The sequence below is a fragment of the Streptomyces sp. NPDC002788 genome (assembly GCF_053592115.1).
The window spans coordinates 347,538-366,233 of record NZ_JBSFVB010000006.1 but is presented as its reverse complement, the minus strand read 5'-3'; the positions used below and the strand labels follow the sequence as shown (position 1 = coordinate 366,233).

The window sequence follows — 18,696 nt, the reverse complement described above, 5'->3', positions numbered from 1 at the left end:
CTGGTCAATCCCGAGTACATCGACGTCGGCCGGCTGCCGGGCGTCCTGGACTCCTGGGACGTCCTGATCGCGCCCGAGCCCGACCCGATCGGCGACCGGCTGCTCAAGGTGACGTCGATGTGCGGCAAGTGGCTCAGCATGAACGTGCTCATGATCGACGAGAAACGCGTGATCGCGGAGCGGCACCACACCGGCATGCTGCGGGCGCTGGAGAAGTGGGGCTTCGAGCCGATTCCCTGCGACCTGCTGCACTACGCGCCGTTCGGCGGCTCGTTCCACTGCGCGACGCTCGACGTCCGGCGCCGCGGCACGCTCGAGTCGTACTTCGACTGACCCGGACCCGTCCCGCGCCGGGTCCGGACAACTCTTCGGTCCGGCGCGAGAGTTCGTGACCCGGCCCGGCCGTCAGGAGCCCTCGACCACCGCACCCGCGCGTCCCGCCAGCAGGGCGGCGAGCTCCTCCGGGGTCCGGGGGCAGGGCTCCGAGCCGGTCAACAACCCGTGCCCGCGCAGGAGTTCCGCAGCCGCGGCGCCCCACGGCAGCCGCAGCCCTGCCGCCTGGAGGAGATCGGCGCGGGCCAGTGCCGCGGGTGCGGGCCCGGTGCGGACGCCGGACGGGGTGAGAAGCGCCGCGTCGTCGGCCCAGCGCAGGGCGAGGTCCACGTCGTGGGTCGCCATCACCACCGTGGTGCCCCTCGCGCGGAGCCCGTCGAGCGTGGTCAGGAGCCGTTCCTGGCCGTCCGGGTCGAGTCCGGCCGTCGGCTCGTCCAGGATGAGCACGCGGGGCCGCATGGCGACCGCACCCGCGATGGCGGTCCGCTTGCGCTGCCCGTAGGACAGCAGGTGGGTGGGCCGGTCGGCCAGGGCGGTGATGTCCAGGGCGGCGAGCGCCTCCGCCACCCGCGCCCGTACCTCAGCATCGGGCAGACCGAGGTTCAGCGGCCCGAACGACACGTCCTGCTCGACGGAGGCCGCGAACAACTGGTCGTCCGGATCCTGCACCACCAGCTGGACGGTCGTCCGCAGCCGCGTCAGCCCCTTGCGGTCGTACGCCACCGGCCGCCCCTCGACCGTCAACCGGCCGTCCTGCGGCTTCAGTCCACCGCTGAGCAGCCGCATCAACGTGGTCTTGCCGCTGCCGTTGCGGCCGAGCAGCGCGAGGGCGCGCCCCTCGTGGATCTCGAAGTCGAGGCCGCTGAGCACGGCCGGGCCGTCCTCGTAGGCGAAGGACGCGCCCCGCAGGGCGACGAGGGCGGGCTCGCTCATGTCAGCGGCCTTTCCAGGACGAGGGTGAGGACCGCCAGCGCCGCGAGCAGCGCGCAACTGGCGGTGGTGAAGCGGACGGAGACCCGGGCCTCGGGCACCAGGACGCGCAGGGTGCCGTCGTAGCCGCGCCCGGCGAGACCGGCCTGGAGGCGGGTGGCCCGGTCGAAGGCCCGGACGAACGCGGTGGCGCCCAGTCCGGCCAGTGAACGCCACTCCGCGGCCCGGCTGGTGTGCCCGAGCCGGGCGGCCTGGGCTTCGCGGATGCGGCGCACGGAGTCCAGCAGCAGGAAACTCATCCGGTACGTCACCAGCGCGACGTCCACGACCGGCGCGGGCACCCCGGCCCGGACCATCCGGGGCACCAGGTCGGACAGGGGCGTGGTGAAGGAGAACAGCAGCACGCCCAGCGAGGCCGCGGACGTCCGCAGCAGCAACTCCCCGGCCCGGACCGGCCCGTCCGCGGCGAGGGAGACGAAACCGCCCGGCCCGCCGACCTGGACGAGGAGCGTGAGCGCACCGGTCACGCAGAAGCCCAGCGGCACCCGGTAGGCCCGCCACAGCCGCCGGCCGGGAACACCGGCCGGCCCCAGCATCGCCCCGAGGGCGGTGAGGAGCACGAGGGCCGCGCCCGGCCAGGGCGGCAGGCAGATCGCCAGCACGGTCAGGCCGAGCCCGAGCACGGCTTTGTCCACGGGATGACGGCGGCGCCAGCGACTGCTGTGCGCCGCCGCGTCGATCGGCAGCACCCGGGTTCAGTCCTGTTCGGCGGTGGGATTCCCGGCGGAGCCGGAGGCCACGGCTTCACCGGAGGGCACGGTCCCACCGCGGGGCGCGGCCCCGCCCTCCCGCTCCAGCGCCTGCTGCTCGCCCTGCCGCCGCCCCCGGCGCAGACCGAAGTAGTAGGCGAGGACACCGGCGCCGAGGGCCGCCTGGAGGGCGAACAGGGCCGACTCGACCTCACCGGACGGCGGTTCGTACAGCGGCGAAAACCAGGGCTCGTAGTCCGGCTCCATCTCGGTGATCACCGTCTCGGCCTCGGCGTCGGCGCCCGTGAACGGCTCCTCCTTGTGGTCGCCGAGACCGAGCGCGAGCGGCAGCACGGCGAGCGCGGCCACGACGAACACCAGCACCAGGTTGATCTTCGTGTTCCGGTTCATCGGGCCACCGCCTCGGTCCGGGTCCGGGACTGCTTTGTGGCCAGGAGCACGCCCAGTCGCGTCAGTTCGCCCTTGCTGGACTGCACCAGCAGCCGCATCACCAGCACGGTCAGCAGCCCCTCGCTCACGGCGAGCGGGATCTGCGTGACGGCGAAGACGGAGCCGAACTTGCCGAGCGCGCCGAGGAACCCGCTGCCCGGGTCGGGGAAGGCGAACGCGAGTTGCACGCTGGTGACGCAGTAGGTGGACAGGTCCGCGACGAACGCGCCGAAGAACACGGTCACCATCAGCGGTACGCCGCACCGCCGCAGCAGCCTGTAGACGGCGTATCCGGCCCAGGGGCCGACGATCGCCATGGAGAAGACGTTGGCGCCGAGCGTCGTCAGGCCGCCGTGCGCGAGCAGCAGGGCCTGGAAGAGCAGGGTGATGGTGCCCAGCACCGCCATGACGGGCGGCCGGAACAGGATGGCTCCCAGGCCTGTGCCGGTGGGGTGGGAGCAACTGCCCGTGACGGAGGGCAGTTTCAGGGCGGACAGGACGAAGGTGAAGGCGCCGGAGGCACCGAGGAGCAGGGTGCTCTCGGGGTGCTCGCGCACTTCACGGGTGAGCGACCGGACCCCGTGGACGACGAACGGCGCCGACGCGACGCCCCAGGCGACCGCGTGCGCCGGAGGAAGGAAACCCTCGGCTATGTGCATGGCTCAGCAGACCCTCTCCAGCACCTCGTGGATGGTTGACGCGCCTTGGCCGGTCTCCTGGCTGACGGGTACCACCGCCCGAGCTCCGCCTTCCCGGGGCTGGGACCCCGGCGTCACATTCCCGTCGTCCGCCCGAAGGGCGGGCCGCGCGGCGTCCGGCGCGTGCGATCGCAAGGCGCCGGAGCACCCTCGTGGCGGAGCCACGCGGGCGATTCGGCAACGCGGCGAGCGTGCGTGCCAGGTCGCACGGCAGACGGGAATGTGGCGCCGGGGCCCCAGGACCCAGTGGCTGCCCGCGAGGGCCGGAGCCGGACTTCCCGATTCACAGTGGCGAGGGCCGCACCGGCATCACACCGGATTTCCCGTTCACCAAGGCCAGGCGACAATAAGGCCCGGCTGAGGACGATGACAAGCCACCCCGGGGGCGCGCGAGGGGGCGCCCGCTCGCACACCGGCGCATCCACCGGTCACCATTGCATCCACTGGTTGATCCACGCACTACGGCCAGGCCGCCCGGGCCCGTCCGCGTGACCGCCCGGATCGCGTCAGTCGTCGCCCTCGTCGTCTCCGCCGCCGTCGCCCTCGCCGTCCGGCCCGACCTTGCGCGGCTTCTCCGGCTTGGGCTGGTCCGCCTCCACCGGCCCCTGGCCGTCCTCCTGCGGCGGAGTCGCGGTGCCGGCTGTCGGCGAGGCCGGATCCGGCGAAGCGGACGGTGTGGTGGCCGGGGTGACGTCGCCCACTGTTCCGGTGGTCGGCGTGGTGGCGGCCGCCGGGTCGGAGGACAGCGCGGACTCGGAGTCGGCGGACGGGGTGGCGGCGGGACTGCTCGCGGTGGGGGACGGGTCGGGTTCCGTGCCCTCCGTGGCGGTGTCGTCAGGAGAGAACCACCGCATGCCGATGAGCATCGCGGCGATGAACAGGGCTGCCGCGGCGGCCGTGGCGGCCACTGTCGACCGGTTGCCCGGGCCGCCTCGGCGCCCGCCGCGACCCGGACGCCCCGCCTGAGCCGCGCGGGCCGCGCTGCGATGCCCGGGCGTCGCGGGCAGCGCGTAGGTGGTCGGGTTGCCGGTCTCGGCGCCCGGATACCGCCCCCGCCCGGAAGTCGTCGCCGGGGATACGGACGCCGGCCGCGGGGGCGGCGAGACCTCCGGCAATGGTTCGGGCAACCCCCGCCAGGCGCCGCCGGCGAACCACTCGGCGGCCTGCTGGGCGGTGGGCCTCTCCTCGGGCCGCTTGGCGAGCAGGCCGAGGAGATAGTTCTCGAACGCCGGCGGGAGACCGGCGACTCCGAGTTCGCGAGGCGGTACGGGGGCCGAGTCGAGGTGCTGGTGGAGGAGAGCGACGGCGGTGTCCGCCTCGAACGGCGGCCGGCCGCTGAGGAGCTGGTAGAGCACGCAGCCCAGGGAGTACATGTCGGAGGCGGGACCCGCGGGCTTGCCCAGGGCGCGTTCGGGCGCGAGGTAGAGGCCGGTGCCGACGATCTGGCCGGTGGCGGTGAGCGCGGCGCCGGGGTCGTCGAGGAAGCGCGCGATGCCGAAGTCGCCGATCTTCAGCGTGCCGTGGGCGTCGAGCAGCAGGTTGGCGGGTTTGACGTCCCGGTGGACGATGCCCTGCGCGTGCGCGGCGGCGAGCCCGGCGGCGGCCTGCGCGGCGAGGGTGGCCACCCGCTCGGCGGGGAGCGCGCCGGACACGGAGAGCACCCGCGCGAGGCTGTCGCCGTCGACCAGCTCCATCACCAGGTACAGCCGGTTGTCGTACTCGCCGAAGTCGAGGACACCGACCACGTGGGGATGGTTGAGACGCCCGGCGGTCTGCGCCTCCAGACGGAACCGGGAGGTCGCCGTGGCATCGGTGTCCTGGGGGAGCAGCAGCTTGACGGCCACCGCTCTGGCGAGCGTCTCGTCGTACGCACGCCAGACCTCTCCCATTCCACCGCGCCCGATCTCAACATCCAGCCGGTAGCGGCCCGCTAGCAGCACTCGTCCTCGTCTCACGCTCAAGGGAAGGTCTTCGCCGCAGGCCGAACTCCCCGCGCCTGCGCGGGGATTGGTGGGGGGTGCCGCAGCCGACCCAGGATACTGGCGCCGCGTGACCACTGTTCTCCGCAGCGGTGTCCCTGAACGGTACGGTCCCGGAAGTCCCGGAGCGAGAAGTCCCCCGCCAAAGTGACGCCCCCGCGGGAGGGGCTGCCGCGGCCGCCGGGAAAACCTCGCCACGCGCCGGTTCAGGCCCCCGTCCGGTCCTGCCCCTGCGGGCGCGGCAGCAGTGCCACCGCCAGGGCCGGTACGGCCGCGAGGACCAGCCACGGCACGGCGGACGGCAGGCCCAGGTCGAGCAGGGAGCCGGTGGCCGCGCTGCCGACGAGGACGATCAGGCCGGAGACGGAGGACAGTGCCCCCATGTAGAGACCGAGCCGGCCCTCCTCGGCGAGGTCGGGCACCCAGGCGCGGGCGGCGGGCACGACCAGCATCTGCCCCAGGGTGAGCAAGATCACGAAGCCGGCGGCCGGCAGCAGCCCGGCCGAGCCCGTCCAGCCGGCGGGTCGCGCGGCGGCCACCACCGCGAAGCCGGACGCGATCAGCAGCAGCCCCGCGGTCATGGAGCGTCGCAGGTCGAGCCGGTCGCCCGCCCAGCGGGTCACCGGCAGCTGGGTGAACACCACCAGCACCGAGGACAGGGCGAACAGCCACGACAGCGGCGCCTGGGAGCCCGCCGCGCGCTGCACCTCGTCCGGCAGGGCCAGATACAGCTGGTTGTACGCCAACAGGTAGGACCCGTAGGCGCAGCACAGCGCCAGGAAGCGGCGGTTGCGCAGCAGCAGCCGGGCTCCGCCCCGCTCGCGCACGCGGACCCGGCCGGGGATGTGCTGCGGCATCAGCCACACGTGCCCGGCGAGGACCAGCACGAACACGGCGGCGCCGGCCAGGCAGGCGGTGCGGAAGTCGACGGCGAGCAGCAGCGCGCCGAGCAGCGGCCCGACGAAGGCGCCGACCTGGCCGGCCACGCTGAACAGCGCCAGCACACGGGTGCGCGAGCCGTTCCCTTCCTCCTCCCAGACCACCGCCTGGCGGGCCACCTCGGATTCCACGGCGGGGGAGAACAACGCGGCGGCGAAACCGATCACCAGCACCGCCCCGATCACGGCCCAGGTCGCCTCCGCGTACCCGAGCCAGGCGAAGCCGGCGATCCGCAGCACGCAGCCGGCCAGCACGACCGGCCGCACCCCGCACCGGTCGACCAGCCAGCCGCCCACCACGAACAGCCCCTGCTGGCTGAACGTGCGCAGCCCGAGCACGAACCCGACCAGCCAGCCGGCCATGCCGATCGCGGTGCCGAGGTGCTCGGCGAGGAACGGCAGGACGGCGTAGAAGCCGATGTTGAAGGCGAGCTGGGTCAGGATCAGCAGCCGCAGCAGCGGCGACAGGTCCTTCCAGAGCCGCCGGGTGCTCTCGCGCGGGGCGCGCGGACCCTTGGGCGTACGGGCGGTTCGGCGGGCCAGGGCGCGGGAGAGGGAGTAGGTCATCGTTCTTCTGCCGGTGAGGTGGGGACGGGGGCCAGGAGGGCGTCGGGGCGGTCCGGCTGCCGCCGCGGGGCCGGAACGGCCCGTTCCGTGGGCGGCTCGGCCGAGCTGCCGGGCCGCTTGCGCCGCCGGGGCAGCCGGAGGCCGCCCGCGGCCGTCACCGCGAGCGCTCCCAGCAGGGCGAGGACGGCGGCCGGGAAGAGGACGGCCCACGGGGCGCGCTCGGCGTACGGCTGGTTCTCGGCGAGCAGCAGACCCCACTCGGGCGACGGCGGCTGGGCACCGAGGCCGAGGAAGCCGAGCGCGGCGAGGCTCAGTGCGACGCCGGGCAACCGCAGCAGGGCGTGCCGGGTCACCGGCGGCAGGACGGCGGGCAGCAACTCGTGCCGGAGCAGGTACCCGTTGCCGGCGCCCAGCGCACGCGTGGCCATCAGGTGCGTGGTGGCGCGCTCCTGACGCAGCAGCGAGGAGGTGTGGGCGGCGAGCGGGGCCCAGGCCACGACACCGACGGCGAACGCGGGTGTCCACGGGCCGCTGCCCGCGATGCCGGTGACGAGCAGGCCGGTCAGAACCGGCGGCACCGCGGTGGCGGTGTCGACCAACGGCCCGGACAGCCTCGGCAGCAGCCCCAGCAGCAGCCCGGCGACCAGGGCGGCGGCGCTCACCGCGAGGGCGAGGGCGAGGGTGTTCAGCGCGCCGTGGGAGATGCGGGCCAGCATGTCCCGGCCGAGCGCGTCCGTCCCGAACGGGTGGGCCAGGCAGGGGGCTTGGAGCCGGGCGAGGGTGTCCAGGGTGAGCGGGTCGCGGGGCAGGCCCGACCCGATGACGGCGGCGAGCAGCCCTCCGTAGAGCAGGGGCAGGGTGCGGGGCGCGGGCGGCCCGGGCCGGTGCAGGGACTGCAGGGCGCCGTCGCGCAGGGCGGGCCCGGTCAGCAGCCGGGCCGCGAGCCGGGCCAGCAGCCCCGCCGTGGCCGCGAGCAGGACCAGGGCGAGGGTGCCGGTCTGCAGGACGGGCAGGTCCTGGGCCAGGGCCGCCTGCAGGGTGAGCCGGCCCACGCCCGGGATGTCGAAGATCTGCTCGACGGCGACCGCCCCGCCGGTCAGACCGACCACGAACAGGCCCAGGTTGGGTAGCAGTCCGGGCATGCTGCGGCGCACGGCCTGCCGTGCCACGGACTCGGGCGGAATGCCGCGCGCCGCGGCCGCCCTCGCCCAGGGCTCGCCGAACGCGCCGGGCAGCAGGTCGTCCAGTATCCGCCCGAGCACCGCCCCGGCGGGCAGGCCGAGGGCCAGCGAGGGCAGCACCATCCACTGCGGCCCGTACCAGCCCAGGGCGGGCAGCCAGCCCAGCTGCACCCCGATCACCGAGGCCAGCACGGAGGCGACGAGGAACTCGGGCAGTGCGGCCAGCAAGGCGGGCACGGTGCCGCCGGGCCCGCGCGTGCCCAGCCTGCCCCGCGCACCGAGCCGGATCGTACGGGCGCAGACGGCTGCCGCCGTGCCCGCGGCGACGAGCAGCGCCCCGGACATCAGCAGCAGCGACGCGCCGAGCGCCTGCCCGACGGCGGGCAGTACCTCGGAGCCGGACACCCACGACGTGCCGGCGTCGCCGCGCAGCAGCCCGCCGAGCCAGCGGCCCAGCAGCACCGACGGGCCGTCGTCGAGGCCCAGTTGTTCCCGGATGGCGCGAAGGGTCCCGGGGGCGGGGTCGCGGTCGGCCGACCGCGCCCTGAGCACGGTCAGCGCGGGGTCGGTGCGGGACAGCCACGGCAGCAGGCCGATGCCGCACACCAGGGCGGCGGTGAGCACGGTCCGCCACAGCAGCGTGGGCGCGCCGCCGCGCGCGAGGGCGCGCAGACCGGCGGCGGCATCTTTCATCGTGGGCGTGTTCGAGGTGCTCAGCGCCGGGTCCCCGTACCGATGAGGGTGCGCTCGTACGGATCGGGCAGCGCGCCCTGGACGGACGTCGCGATGCCCGCGACGAGCTTCAGATGCACCAGCGGGATCACCGAGTCGGTGCCGAGGACGGCGGCTTCCGCCTTCATCGCGGCGTCCTGCCGCGCGGCGGTGTCGGACTCGGCCTCGGCGGCGGCGACCAGCCGGTCCACGTTCTTGTCGCACAGGAACGACAGGTTGTTGGAGCCGTCGCAGGTGTAGTCGCTCGCCAGGACCGTGACCGGGTCGCCGGTGTCGAGCATCATGTTGCGGGAGAAGACCGAGGCGTCGAACTTCCCGGCCATCAGGTCGCCTTCGAGACGGGCGTAGGTGCGCACCTCCAGTTTCACCCTGAACCCGGCCTTCTGGAGCTGCTGCTGGAGCACCTGGGCGGCCTCGGGCAGCTCGGGCCGGTCGTTGTAGGTGGCGAGGGTGATGCTCGTGCCGTCGGGGTCGGTCGCCCGCGCCCGCCCGGCCGGTTCCGTGCGCTTGCCGGCCGCCCAGGTCAGCGCCGGGCCGAACAGGCCCTGCGCGGGCACGGCGGATCCCTCGTAGGCACCCTTGGCGATGAGCGAGCCGTCGATCGCCTCCCGTGCGGCTGCCCGCAGCCCCGCGTCGGTGAAGGCGCCGGACCTGGTGTTGAGGTACAGGCTGGTGTTGCGGGCCGTGTTGACCTCGTGGACGGTGTCCTTGTCGAGGGTCGCGATCTGGGCGACGGGAAGGGACTCGGCGATGTCGACGTCGCCGGTGCGCAGGGCGTTGGCGCGGGCGGTGCCGTCGGAGACGAACCTGGCGGTGATGCCGGACGCCTGGGCGCGACCGCCCCAGTAGTCGTCGAAACGGTCCAGCGTGGCCGCCGTGTCACCGGGGGCGCCGGTGAGGGCGAAGGGGCCGGTGGCGGTTCCCACGACGTTCACCGTGCCCTTCTTGGCGTACGCCTTCGGCGCGAACACCGCGAGGGACGGATTCGACAGCCGCAGCGGCAGGACCGGGTCGGCCTCGGCGGTGCTGACCCGGACCTTCTTGTCGCCCTCGGCCGTGGCGGTCAGCTTCACACCGGAGATCGCGGGCGGTGCCGGGTCGGCCTTCCCCGCGGCCGTGAGGGCGGCGGCGACGGCCTCGGCGGTGACGGCCCCGCCGTCCTGGAACTTCGCGTCCCGCAGGGCGAACACCCAGCTCCTGCCGTCGTTCTCGCTGCTCCACGACTCGGCCAGCGCGGGTACCGCGGTGCCGTTGGCGTCGAGCTTGGTCAGCCCCTCGATGACGCCGAGCCGGGACAGGAGCATCGCGTCCTGGCCGTACGGCGAGTAGTTCTCGGTGGGAGCGAAGGGGAGGGCGACGCGCAGGCGGGCGCCGTCTTCGGAGCCGGAGGAGCCGGACGAGTCGTCACCGGAGGAGGCGAAACAACCGGAGAGCAGCGGGACGAGCAGCAGGCCGGCTATGAGCCGGCGGCGGGGCGTTCTCATAGCGTATATGAATACCATTTTCGTTAAGAGAAGGGGATTTCGAAGTGCACGGCGCCCGTTCCTCCGCCGGGCAGGTCCTCCCGCTCGTCGCACATCACCTTGCCCAGCGTCCGCCACAGACCCATCGCGCCGGGCGAGTGCGGATAGGTGTGCAGGTACACGGACCGGTAGCCACCGTCGTTCCGTGCGAACTCCAGCAACTCCTCCACCAGTCGGCGGGCCAGCCCCCGCCGCCGGTGCTCGGGCCGTACGTACACCCGGCGCAGCTGCGCGGTCTCGCCCGAGGGGAACCGCTCGGCCAGCCAGCGCGGGTTCGGCGGGTGCGCCGGTCCGCGGGCGTCCAGCGCCGCCGTGGCCGCCACCGCCCCGTCCCGTTCGTCCACCGCGACCAGGAGGGTGTGCCGCGGTGGGGCCACGTAGAACGACACCGGATCGATGATGTCGGCGTGCCACTGCGGCACATAGCCCGTCCCGAAGTCGCGGTACACCGTGTCGAGCATCACCACCCGGGCCCCGTCGATGTCGTCCGGCGTGGCTTCCCTGATGATGTGGTCGCGCATTTGCACATTATATGCAAGAGAGTGTCGAGGTCAGTCGGCGGCCGCCGGGGTGATGTGGCTCAGCACGCACAACCACCGGCCCCGCCGCCTCACGAACACGTCGGAAGTCCACTCGTCGGCGTCGAACCGCTCGCCCAGGCAGTGGGCCGTGTTGGTCACGCGCCCGGTGACCACGGCCGTGTCGCCGTAGATCCGGACCCGGGGGCGGGTGCGCAGGTCCATCGCCGAGTGGGTGAGGTCCCCGGACTCGACGAGGGAGAGGAACCTCTCCTTCGGGTCGATGCCCGACGCGGAGACGAGCACCCACTCGTCCGCCATGAAGCCCGCGATCCTGCCGGGGTCGTCGGAGACGATCGCCGCGGCCCATTCCTCGGCCACGGCGACGAGTTGAAGCACCTCCGCCGAATCGGGCGTTTCGCTCATACGGTGACGGTAGCCCTGTCGTCTCGGTGGTGCGCCGCTGCGGGCGCGGAGGTCGGTCGGCCTCTGCGGCGATGCCGGTCTGCGGCATGACTTCGGCCAGGGTGTCGTCCGGTGACCGCCACCCGGAGATGTCCGTCTCGGGTGAGGCGCTGAGACGGCTCCGTGCCCGTTCACCGCCGTCGCCGGGAGGGCTCGCCCGACCCGTCCGCGACGGCGGCGCCCCCCCCGTCGGGCTGGGGGGCCGGGCGCTTTCAGCCGTTGCGGTGATCGTGACGAGGTCCCCGGTGGCTCAGCTCTCGGACGGGGTGAGCAGCACGAAGTCCGCGTTCGCCGGGTCGAGGCAGACGGCCATCCGTCCCACGCCCTCCGCGTCCTCGGGGCCCATCTGCACACTGCCGCCGTTCTCCCTGACTCTGGCCACCGCGGCGTCGCAGTCCTCCACCGCGAAGACCGGATGCCAGTAGGGCCGCCCGTTCGCCAGGGAGAGGTCCTCCTTGCCGACCTCCATCAGCCCGCCGTGCATGCGCTCCTCGGGCAACCCGGCCGGGGTGATGAGGGTGTACGTGCCCCCGCCGCCCGGCATCGGCATGTCGCCGAACTGCCAGCCGAAGAGGCCGCCGTAGAACTCCTTCGCCGCCGCGGCGTCGCTCGTGTACAGCTCGACCCACGCCAGCGAGCCCGGCTGGTCCACCAGCTCCAGGCCCGCGTCGGTCCCCGGCTGCCAGACGGCGAACTGACCGCCCAGCGGGTCGCTGTACTGCGCCATCCGGCCCCATTCGTCGAGGTCCATGGGCGCGACCCGCACGGTGCCGCCCGCCTGTTGCACGGCCTGGGTCGTGGCGTCCGCGTCGTCGACGCGGTAGTAGAGCATCCAGGCCGAGCGCGCGCCCTCCTCGGTGAGCTTGCCGAGTCCGGCGACGGTCTTGCCGTCCTTCTTGAACATCCCGCCTTCGAAGTCCTCGCTCTCGCCCATGGACTCGTAGTCCCAGCCGAGCACGGCGCCGTAGAAGGAGGCGGCGGCCCGGACGTCCGGAGCGCCGAGGTCGAGCCAGCAGGGGGAACCGGGGGCGTACTCGGTGGTGATCATGGTGATACTTCCCTTTCGCGAGTCCTGTGCCCAGCGTGGCACCGGGCACCGACCCGCGCCCGTCGCGGTTCTCCGCTCGGGGGACTTCGGGTCGGTCCGGCCGTGGAATCATCGGAATCATCGCCGCGACCGGATGGTCGCGGGGCTCTGCGGTGAGGATGGTGGGCGGGCGTGGTGGCCGGCTGGGAGTGGGACGACACGTTGTTCGCGGGGACGGCCGCCTACTACGAGCGTGGTCGGCTGCCGTACGCCCCCGGTCTGGCGGACGTGCTCGCCGAGGCGCTGAAACTCGACGGGCGGGGGCGTCTGATCGACGTGGGCTGCGGCCCCGGGACCGTCGCCCTGAGCCTTGCGCACCTGTTCGGCGAGGTCGTCGGCGTGGACCCCGACGTCGGGATGATCACCGAGGCCGGGAGCGGGGCGGGCGAGCGGGGGGTGGCGGCGAGGACGCGGTGGGTGCAGGCCCGTGCCGAGGCCCTGCCCGCGGGACTAGGCACGTTCACCGTGGCCACCTTCGCGCAGTCCTTCCACTGGATGGACCAGCACCTGGTGGCGGCGGTCGTCCGGGACATGCTCCGGCCCGGCGGTGCGTTGGTGCACATCTCGGATGTGAAGACGCAGGCCCGCACCACCACCGCCGGCCTGCCGCACCCGGCGGTCCCGTACGCGGCCGTGGACGCGCTGGTCAAGCAGTACCTCGGGCCCGTCCGGCGGGCAGGCCGCGGGGTGCTGCCGCAGGGGACGCCGGGCGGTGAGGCCGAAGTCTTCGCCCGAGCGGGGTTCTCCGGGCCCCGGCGGATCGTCGTGCCCGGCGGACAGGTGCTGGAGCGGAGCGTCGACGACGTCGTGGCGTGGGTGTTCTCGATGTCGTTCTCGGCTCCGCATCTGTTCGCGGGGCGCCGAGACGACTTCGAGGCCGATCTACGGCGACTGCTGGGCGAGGCCTCCCCGTCGGGCCGGTTCTCCGAACGGGGTCCGGGCACCGAGGTCTTCGTGTGGCGGAAGGCCTCCTCGGCCGACTGAGCGGCGGTCCGCCGGGCACGACCGTCAGTGGACGGACAACCCGCCGTCCACGAAGACCGACTGTCCGGTGAGGTAGGCGGACGCCGGGCTCGCAAGGAAGACCGCCGCGCCGGCGAAGTCCTCGGCGAGGCCGTTCCGCCCGATCATCGTGCGGGCGGCGAGGGCGGCCACCTTCTCGGGGTCCGACGACAGGCGCGTGTTGAGCGGTGTCATGACGAAGCCCGGCACCAGGAGGTTGCAGGTGACGCCGCGCGGCGACCACGCCTCGGCCTGGGAACGCGCCAGCGCCTCGAGCCCGCCCTTGGAGGCGCCGTAGGCCCCGCTCTGGACGAACGCGCGGTGCGCCTGCTGCGAGCTGATGTGGATGATCCGCCCGTACCCCCGCTCCGCCATGCCCGGCCCGAAGCGCTGCCCCAGGAGGAAGGGCGCCTCGAGGTTGACGGCCATCGTGGCGTCCCAGACGTCCTCGGTGAGCTCGTCCATCGGCGGACGCAGGTTGATGCCGGCGCTGTTGACGAGGACGTCGGGCTCCCCGAACGCCTCGACCGCCCGCTCGGCGGCCGTCCGCACGCCCTCCCGCGTGCTCAGGTCCGCGCTGACCCACGCGGCACGGCAGCCCAGGGCCGTCAGCTCCTCGACGGTCGCGGAGAGTTCGGCCTCCTTGCGGGCCACGACCACGACACTCGCCCCGGCGCGGGCCAGGGCGCCGGTGATGGCGCGGCCGATGCCGGAGCTGCCGCCGGTGACCACCGCGACGCGGCCCTCCAGGGAGAACAGCTCGGAGAGATAGGCCTGCGGTGTCCAGGTGCCCGGAGTCGGCGGTGTCGTCATGGCCACACACTCTAGGTCGATCAACGGGACGGCGTGACGGCGAGGCCGCCGGGGCGCACACCACGCCCCGGAGCCAGTCCGATGCCCTGGGCGAGTTTTCTGGGGCATATACCCCCAGAGGGTATAAGCTGGATGTCATGGACCACACCGTTCACGACCCCGGGAAGCGCGCCCACGGGACGGCGTCCTGGCGGACCGCTGTGAAGGCGACGCTGCACTGCCTGACCGGGTGTGCGATCGGCGAGATCCTCGGCATGGTGATCGGCACGTCCCTGGAGTGGGGCAACGTGCCCACCATGGCCCTGGCGATCGGACTGGCCTTCCTCTTCGGCTACTCCTTCACTCTCTTCGCCGTCCTGCGCACGGGCCTCGGCCTCAAGGTCGCGATCCGCGTCGCGCTGGCCGCCGACACGGTCTCCATCGCCGTGATGGAACTGGTGGACAACGCGATCATCGCCCTCTCGGGCGCGATGGAGGCCCACCTGACGGACACCCTGTTCTGGACCGCCCTCCTGGGCGGCTTCGCGGTGGCCTTCGTGATCACGACCCCGGTCAACAAGTGGATGATCGCCCGCGGTCGGGGGCACGCGGTCGTGCACGCATATCACTGACGGGAACCGCACGGAACGACGAGCCGTTGCCCTGGAATGACACAGGAGGCTCCGTGTGAGCCCCCTGGTCCCTTGTCTGCGGCATCGCCTCCTGCGAAGAGGCGACCCGACCGGAGGCGCCCGTTCCAGGCAGTGGCCTGGATCACATGTCGCGAATTGAGTGCCCGGGCCCGGCGATGCCCGTACCCATGGGTGAAGAACCGGGGCCGGATGCGAGGATGAGGCGCCATGACAGCCGGGTGGGGTGCTCGCACGATACGGGCCGCGGTGTTCGCGGCCGTCTGTGTCGTGCTCGCCGCCCTGGGTCACGTCATGATGTCCGGCGACCACGTGCCCCCGTCGACGCTGACGGCGGGCTGGGCCGTGACGAGCGTGACGGGCTGGTGCCTGGCGGGCCGCGAACGCGGCCTCCGGCTGGTCGCCGCGGTCGCGGTCGCCGTTCAGACCGCTCTGCACTCGGCGTTCTCGCTCGCGCCGCCGACGGCCGGGGTGCCCGGAGACCCCAATCCCATGGGGACCCACACGACGGGCATGGGAAGCATGGGGCACGACATGGCCTCCATGCCCCCGCACATGGGGCACACGGGACACGCCCCCGGCGGTGACTCGTCCCTCGGCATGCTCGCCGCCCACCTGCTGGCCGCGCTGCTGTGCGGCCTGTGGCTGGCCCACGGGGAGCGGGCCGTCTTCCGTCTGCTGCGCACGGTGGGCAGCAGGCTCGCCGCGCCGCTGCGGCTCCTGTTCGCCGTTCCCGCGCCGCCGCCCCCGCCCGTGCGCGCACGGCGGCGGACCTCGGACCGGGCGCCGCGCCTGCTCCTTCTCGCCCACGCGGTCACCTCCCGAGGGCCACCCGTGGGGGCCGCTGCCGCCTGACGGCAGCCGGTGGTAACCCCGGGGCAGCCCTTGCGCGCCCCGGCCGCGGTCGTACGCCCGAACCGGTGTGCACCCGCAGGCGGTCATGCCTGCCCAGGTGCCGTTCGGGCACGCCCGCACACCCCCCCGCTCACCGGACCGCGCACACGCGCACGTCTGACATCACGGCGTGCCCGCGTCCCCGTGGTCCCGGAATCCCGAGAAGGACACCAGGTGATCACTCCTGCCCTGCCCCTGTCCCGCGACAGATCGACGTCGGCCGACGAGTCGATAACCGCCTGGGCGCTGGCCGCCCGCGGCGGTGACTCCGTCGCCGTCGACCACTTCGTCCGGGCCCTGCACCGGGACGTCATCCGCTACGTCGCGCACCTCTGCGCCGATCCGCAGGCCGTGGACGATCTGGCGCAGGACACGTTCCTGCGGGCGCTCGGCAGCCTGCACCGGTTCGAGGGCCGATCCTCGGCGCGGGCCTGGCTGCTGGCCATCGCCCGGCGCGCGGTGGCCGACAGCATCCGGAACACCGCCGTACGCCCCCGCCGGGCCGACCTGCCGGACTGGGAGCTGGCGGTCGAACTCGCCCAGCCGCGCGGCCTGCCCGGCTTCGACGACGGTGTGGCGCTACGGGAGCTGCTGGCCGCACTCCCGGACGAGCGGCGTGAGGCGTTCGTCCTCACGCAACTGCTGGGCCTGCCGTACGCGGAAGCCGCCCAGTTGAGCGACTGCCCGGTCGGCACGGTCCGCTCCCGCGTGGCCCGCGCCCGGGCGACACTCATGGCCCTGCTCGCCGAGGCGGACGAACCGGCGTCCCGCCGGGAGCCCGCTCTGGCCGCCGCCTGACGCGTCCGGTCCGCCGCTGCCCGCCGGTTCGCTCCGGCGGGCACCGGCCCCCACCCCACTGTGTGGGCCGCGCAGTCCGCGGCGACGCCCCGACGCGCACGAGTGAACGCTCGTGACCGGTCTCGGAACGGCGCCGGCACCGTCCGGTCGCCGTCAGGTTTGCGCCTCGACCCCCTGCCAGAACGCGTCGACTCGTGCGTTGAACACGTCCGGAACCTCCTGGAAGGGCTGATGAGCCTCCCCGGGCAGCACCTCGAACACGGCACCCGGGATGCTCTCCGCGACCACCCGGCCGAAGCGCGGCGGTGTGGCGAGGTCGAGTTCGCCGGACAGGACGAGGGACGGCGCGGTGATGTCGCCGAGGCGGTCGAGCGTGTCATGGCCGCCGAACGCCGCGAGCTGGCGTTGGAAGGCTTCCACGGACTGCGGGTGCTCGAAGGCCAGAGTCTCCTCGACGAGCCGGTCGACCATGCCGTTGGCGTGCGCGCGGGGTGTGTAGATCCACAGGAAGAACGCCTCCAGCATGGCGCGCTCGTCCGGGGCACGCTCGACCATCCAGTGCCAGAAGCCCGTCATGGCACGGAAATAGGCGTCCGGCCGAGCGACCGTGCTCATGAGGACGAGACTGCGGACGAGTCCGGGATGACGGAGCGCCAGCTCCTGGGCGATGAAGCTTCCTCCCGAGAAACCGGCGACATGGGCGGCCGGGATCTGAAGCGTGCGCAGCAGCGCGGCGGCGTCGTCGGCCATCCGGGGCACGGAGAGAGGCCCTTCGGGCAGCGGCGTCCGCCCGGAGCCACGGTTGTCGAAGGCGGTCAGCCGGTAGCGGTCGGCCAGCCCGTCGAGCTGCGGCTGCCATGCTTCGGCGGGATCCCCGAGCCCCGCTATGAGCAGGACGTCGGGTCCCTGACCCCGCCGTTCGACCCAGAGCTCCACGCCTTCGGCGTCGATCATTCGTCCCATGGTCGGCCTCCGTGACGGGGAGTACGGCCCGGCCCGGCAGTCGTCACTCCGGGGTCGGCTCGATGTTCTGGTTGGCGTGGAAGAAGTTGTCCGGGTCGTAGGTCCGTTTGATCCGGGCGAGCCGGTCGTAGTGATCGCGGTACGTCGCCCGCACCCGCTGCCGGCCCTCGCCCGAGCCCATGAAGTTCACGTACGAGCCGCCCATGGAATACGGGTGCAGCTCCTCCTGGTAGTCGACGCACCACTGTCTGATCGTCTCGGCGTTGGCCGGGTCGGGATCGACCCCGGCGAAGACACCGGACCAGACGGCATCCCGGTAGCTCCACGCGGTGTCGTCCGGGCCGACGCGGTGGGCGGCCCCGTCGATCGGATACAGGTGCATCAGTGACAGCTGAGTGGGGTTGTTCTCGCCGTACTTGAGGTGCACGTCCAGGGCGGCGTCCGGGATGTCGTCGAAGAAGTCGCCCCTCCAGTACCACTGATAGCCCGTCGGGATCAGGTCGTCGAACATGCCCTGCAACGCGTCGTACGGCATCGGCGTCGTGAAGTGGAAGGCCGGCCGCCCCGCGTCGTTCACCACGGAGAGCGCCTCGTCGACCCGTTCCGGATCACCCGTCCAGCACCACACCACGCCGCACACCTTCTGCCCGTGCAGCTCCTCGGGGAAGGGCGGCCCGGGCGGGACGACGAGCACGGCGAAGAACCCGTATACGTCCTCGGGCGCCTGCGGGAGGAACTCGCGGTACCACCGCAGCACTTCGGGCGTGCTGTCGACGGGCCAGACGGTCACCCCGACCCCGACCGTGCCCACCGGGTGGAGCCGGTAGGTGAGGGAGGTGGCGATGCCGAAGTTGCCGCCGCCTCCGCGCAGGGCCCAGAACAGGTCGGGGTGCTCGGTCTCGTTCGCGGTGACGAAGCTGCCGTCGGCCAGCACCACGTCCGCGGCGATCAGGTTGTCCACGGTCAGGCCGTACTTGCGGGTGAGATAGCCGTGGCCGCCGCCGAGGGTCAGGCCCGCGACGCCCGTCATGGAGATGATGCCGGTGGGCGTGGCGAGGCCGAAGGCCTGGGTGGCGTGGTCGAGGTCGCCGAGGTGGCTGCCCCCGCCGACCTGGGCGGTCCGCGCGTTCGGGTCGACCCGTACCCACCGCATCGGCGAGAGGTCGACGGTCACGCCGTCGTCCACCAGGCACAGGCCGGGGCCGCTGTGCCCGCCGCCCCGGACGGCGAGTTCCAGGCCGTGCTCGCGAACGCAGGTGACCGCGGCCATGACGTCCCCGGCGTCCGCGCACGGCACGAAGGCGGCGGGCCGTTTGTCGATCATGGCGTTGTAGATCCTGCGGGCCTGGTCGTACCCGGCGTCCCGCGGGCCGATCACCGGCCCCCGCAGCGTGGTCCGCATCTCTTCCAGGATGGCACTGTCCATGACGATCTCCTCGGGACGCGT

18 protein-coding genes, 1 pseudogene and 1 riboswitch are annotated in these 18,696 nt (G+C 73.2%); of the genes and pseudogenes, 5 read left to right on the top strand and 14 right to left on the bottom strand.

Annotation, left to right across the window (positions count from 1 at the left end; genetic code table 11):
* Positions 1-333, top strand: a pseudogene (locus ACWD1U_RS14670) (amidinotransferase); the annotation flags it as partial.
* A 72-nt stretch (positions 334-405) separates the two neighbouring features.
* On the opposite strand, the gene ACWD1U_RS14665 reads toward ACWD1U_RS14670, so the two are convergent.
* From ACWD1U_RS14665 to ACWD1U_RS14615, 11 genes are all read right to left on the bottom strand, one after another.
* On the bottom strand, positions 406-1,266 hold the full coding sequence (locus ACWD1U_RS14665; RefSeq protein ID WP_451107514.1) for an energy-coupling factor ABC transporter ATP-binding protein: 861 nt from the start codon (positions 1,264-1,266) through the stop codon (positions 406-408).
* Entirely contained in the window at positions 1,263-2,012 is a 750-nt protein-coding gene (gene cbiQ, locus ACWD1U_RS14660) for a cobalt ECF transporter T component CbiQ (RefSeq protein ID WP_451107513.1), read from the bottom strand. The genes ACWD1U_RS14665 and cbiQ overlap by 4 nt, the downstream gene beginning before the upstream one ends.
* A 6-nt stretch (positions 2,013-2,018) precedes the next feature.
* Entirely contained in the window at positions 2,019-2,423 is a 405-nt protein-coding gene (locus ACWD1U_RS14655; RefSeq protein WP_451107511.1) for an energy-coupling factor ABC transporter substrate-binding protein, read from the bottom strand.
* Entirely contained in the window at positions 2,420-3,121 is a 702-nt protein-coding gene (locus tag ACWD1U_RS14650) for an energy-coupling factor ABC transporter permease (RefSeq protein ID WP_451107509.1), read from the bottom strand. Before ACWD1U_RS14650 ends, ACWD1U_RS14655 begins: the two co-directional genes overlap by 4 nt.
* Before the next feature lie 283 nt (positions 3,122-3,404).
* A riboswitch (cobalamin riboswitch) is annotated at positions 3,405-3,510 on the bottom strand.
* A 156-nt stretch (positions 3,511-3,666) separates the two neighbouring features.
* On the bottom strand, positions 3,667-5,115 hold the full coding sequence (locus ACWD1U_RS14645) for a protein kinase domain-containing protein (protein WP_451107508.1): 1,449 nt from the start codon (positions 5,113-5,115) through the stop codon (positions 3,667-3,669).
* Between the two features lie 230 nt (positions 5,116-5,345).
* Entirely contained in the window at positions 5,346-6,644 is a 1,299-nt protein-coding gene (locus ACWD1U_RS14640) for an MDR family MFS transporter (RefSeq protein ID WP_451107506.1), read from the bottom strand.
* Complete coding sequence (locus ACWD1U_RS14635; RefSeq protein ID WP_451107505.1) at positions 6,641-8,518, bottom strand: ABC transporter permease subunit; 1,878 nt, start codon at positions 8,516-8,518, stop codon at positions 6,641-6,643. The genes ACWD1U_RS14640 and ACWD1U_RS14635 overlap by 4 nt, the downstream gene beginning before the upstream one ends.
* 20 nt (positions 8,519-8,538) lie before the next feature.
* Positions 8,539-10,041, bottom strand: coding sequence for an ABC transporter substrate-binding protein (locus ACWD1U_RS14630; protein WP_451107503.1), 1,503 nt, complete (start codon positions 10,039-10,041; stop codon positions 8,539-8,541).
* A 23-nt stretch (positions 10,042-10,064) separates the two neighbouring features.
* Complete coding sequence (locus ACWD1U_RS14625) at positions 10,065-10,601, bottom strand: GNAT family N-acetyltransferase (protein WP_451107502.1); 537 nt, start codon at positions 10,599-10,601, stop codon at positions 10,065-10,067.
* A gap of 30 nt (positions 10,602-10,631) precedes the next feature.
* Complete coding sequence (locus tag ACWD1U_RS14620; protein ID WP_451107501.1) at positions 10,632-11,024, bottom strand: nuclear transport factor 2 family protein; 393 nt, start codon at positions 11,022-11,024, stop codon at positions 10,632-10,634.
* A 289-nt stretch (positions 11,025-11,313) separates the two neighbouring features.
* Complete coding sequence (locus ACWD1U_RS14615; RefSeq protein ID WP_451107499.1) at positions 11,314-12,111, bottom strand: VOC family protein; 798 nt, start codon at positions 12,109-12,111, stop codon at positions 11,314-11,316.
* 171 nt (positions 12,112-12,282) lie between these two features.
* On the opposite strand from ACWD1U_RS14615, the gene ACWD1U_RS14610 reads away from it, so the two are divergent.
* Positions 12,283-13,134, top strand: coding sequence for a class I SAM-dependent methyltransferase (locus ACWD1U_RS14610; RefSeq protein ID WP_451107498.1), 852 nt, complete (start codon positions 12,283-12,285; stop codon positions 13,132-13,134).
* A gap of 24 nt (positions 13,135-13,158) precedes the next feature.
* Here the strand turns inward: ACWD1U_RS14610 and ACWD1U_RS14605 are convergent, their stop codons facing one another.
* Positions 13,159-13,965 carry an SDR family NAD(P)-dependent oxidoreductase gene (locus ACWD1U_RS14605; RefSeq protein WP_451107497.1) on the bottom strand — a complete coding sequence of 269 codons (807 nt, stop codon included), beginning with the start codon at positions 13,963-13,965 and terminating at the stop codon, positions 13,159-13,161.
* A gap of 137 nt (positions 13,966-14,102) precedes the next feature.
* Between ACWD1U_RS14605 and ACWD1U_RS14600 the strand changes: the two genes are divergently transcribed.
* From ACWD1U_RS14600 to ACWD1U_RS14590, 3 genes are all read left to right on the top strand, one after another.
* Entirely contained in the window at positions 14,103-14,576 is a 474-nt protein-coding gene (locus tag ACWD1U_RS14600; protein WP_451107496.1) for a DUF4396 domain-containing protein, read from the top strand.
* 228 nt (positions 14,577-14,804) lie between these two features.
* Positions 14,805-15,449: a hypothetical protein gene (locus ACWD1U_RS14595; protein WP_451107495.1), complete on the top strand. Its 645-nt coding sequence runs from the start codon at positions 14,805-14,807 to the stop codon at positions 15,447-15,449.
* 213 nt (positions 15,450-15,662) lie between these two features.
* Complete coding sequence (locus tag ACWD1U_RS14590; protein WP_451107494.1) at positions 15,663-16,286, top strand: sigma-70 family RNA polymerase sigma factor; 624 nt, start codon at positions 15,663-15,665, stop codon at positions 16,284-16,286.
* 153 nt (positions 16,287-16,439) lie between these two features.
* On the opposite strand, the gene ACWD1U_RS14585 is transcribed toward ACWD1U_RS14590, so the two are convergent.
* Together ACWD1U_RS14585 and ACWD1U_RS14580 are read right to left on the bottom strand one after the other, a co-directional pair.
* Positions 16,440-17,249, bottom strand: coding sequence for an alpha/beta fold hydrolase (locus ACWD1U_RS14585; protein WP_451107492.1), 810 nt, complete (start codon positions 17,247-17,249; stop codon positions 16,440-16,442).
* Positions 17,250-17,292: 43 nt separating this feature from the next.
* Positions 17,293-18,675, bottom strand: coding sequence for an FAD-binding oxidoreductase (locus ACWD1U_RS14580; protein ID WP_451107490.1), 1,383 nt, complete (start codon positions 18,673-18,675; stop codon positions 17,293-17,295).
* Positions 18,676-18,696: the final 21 nt, after the last annotated feature.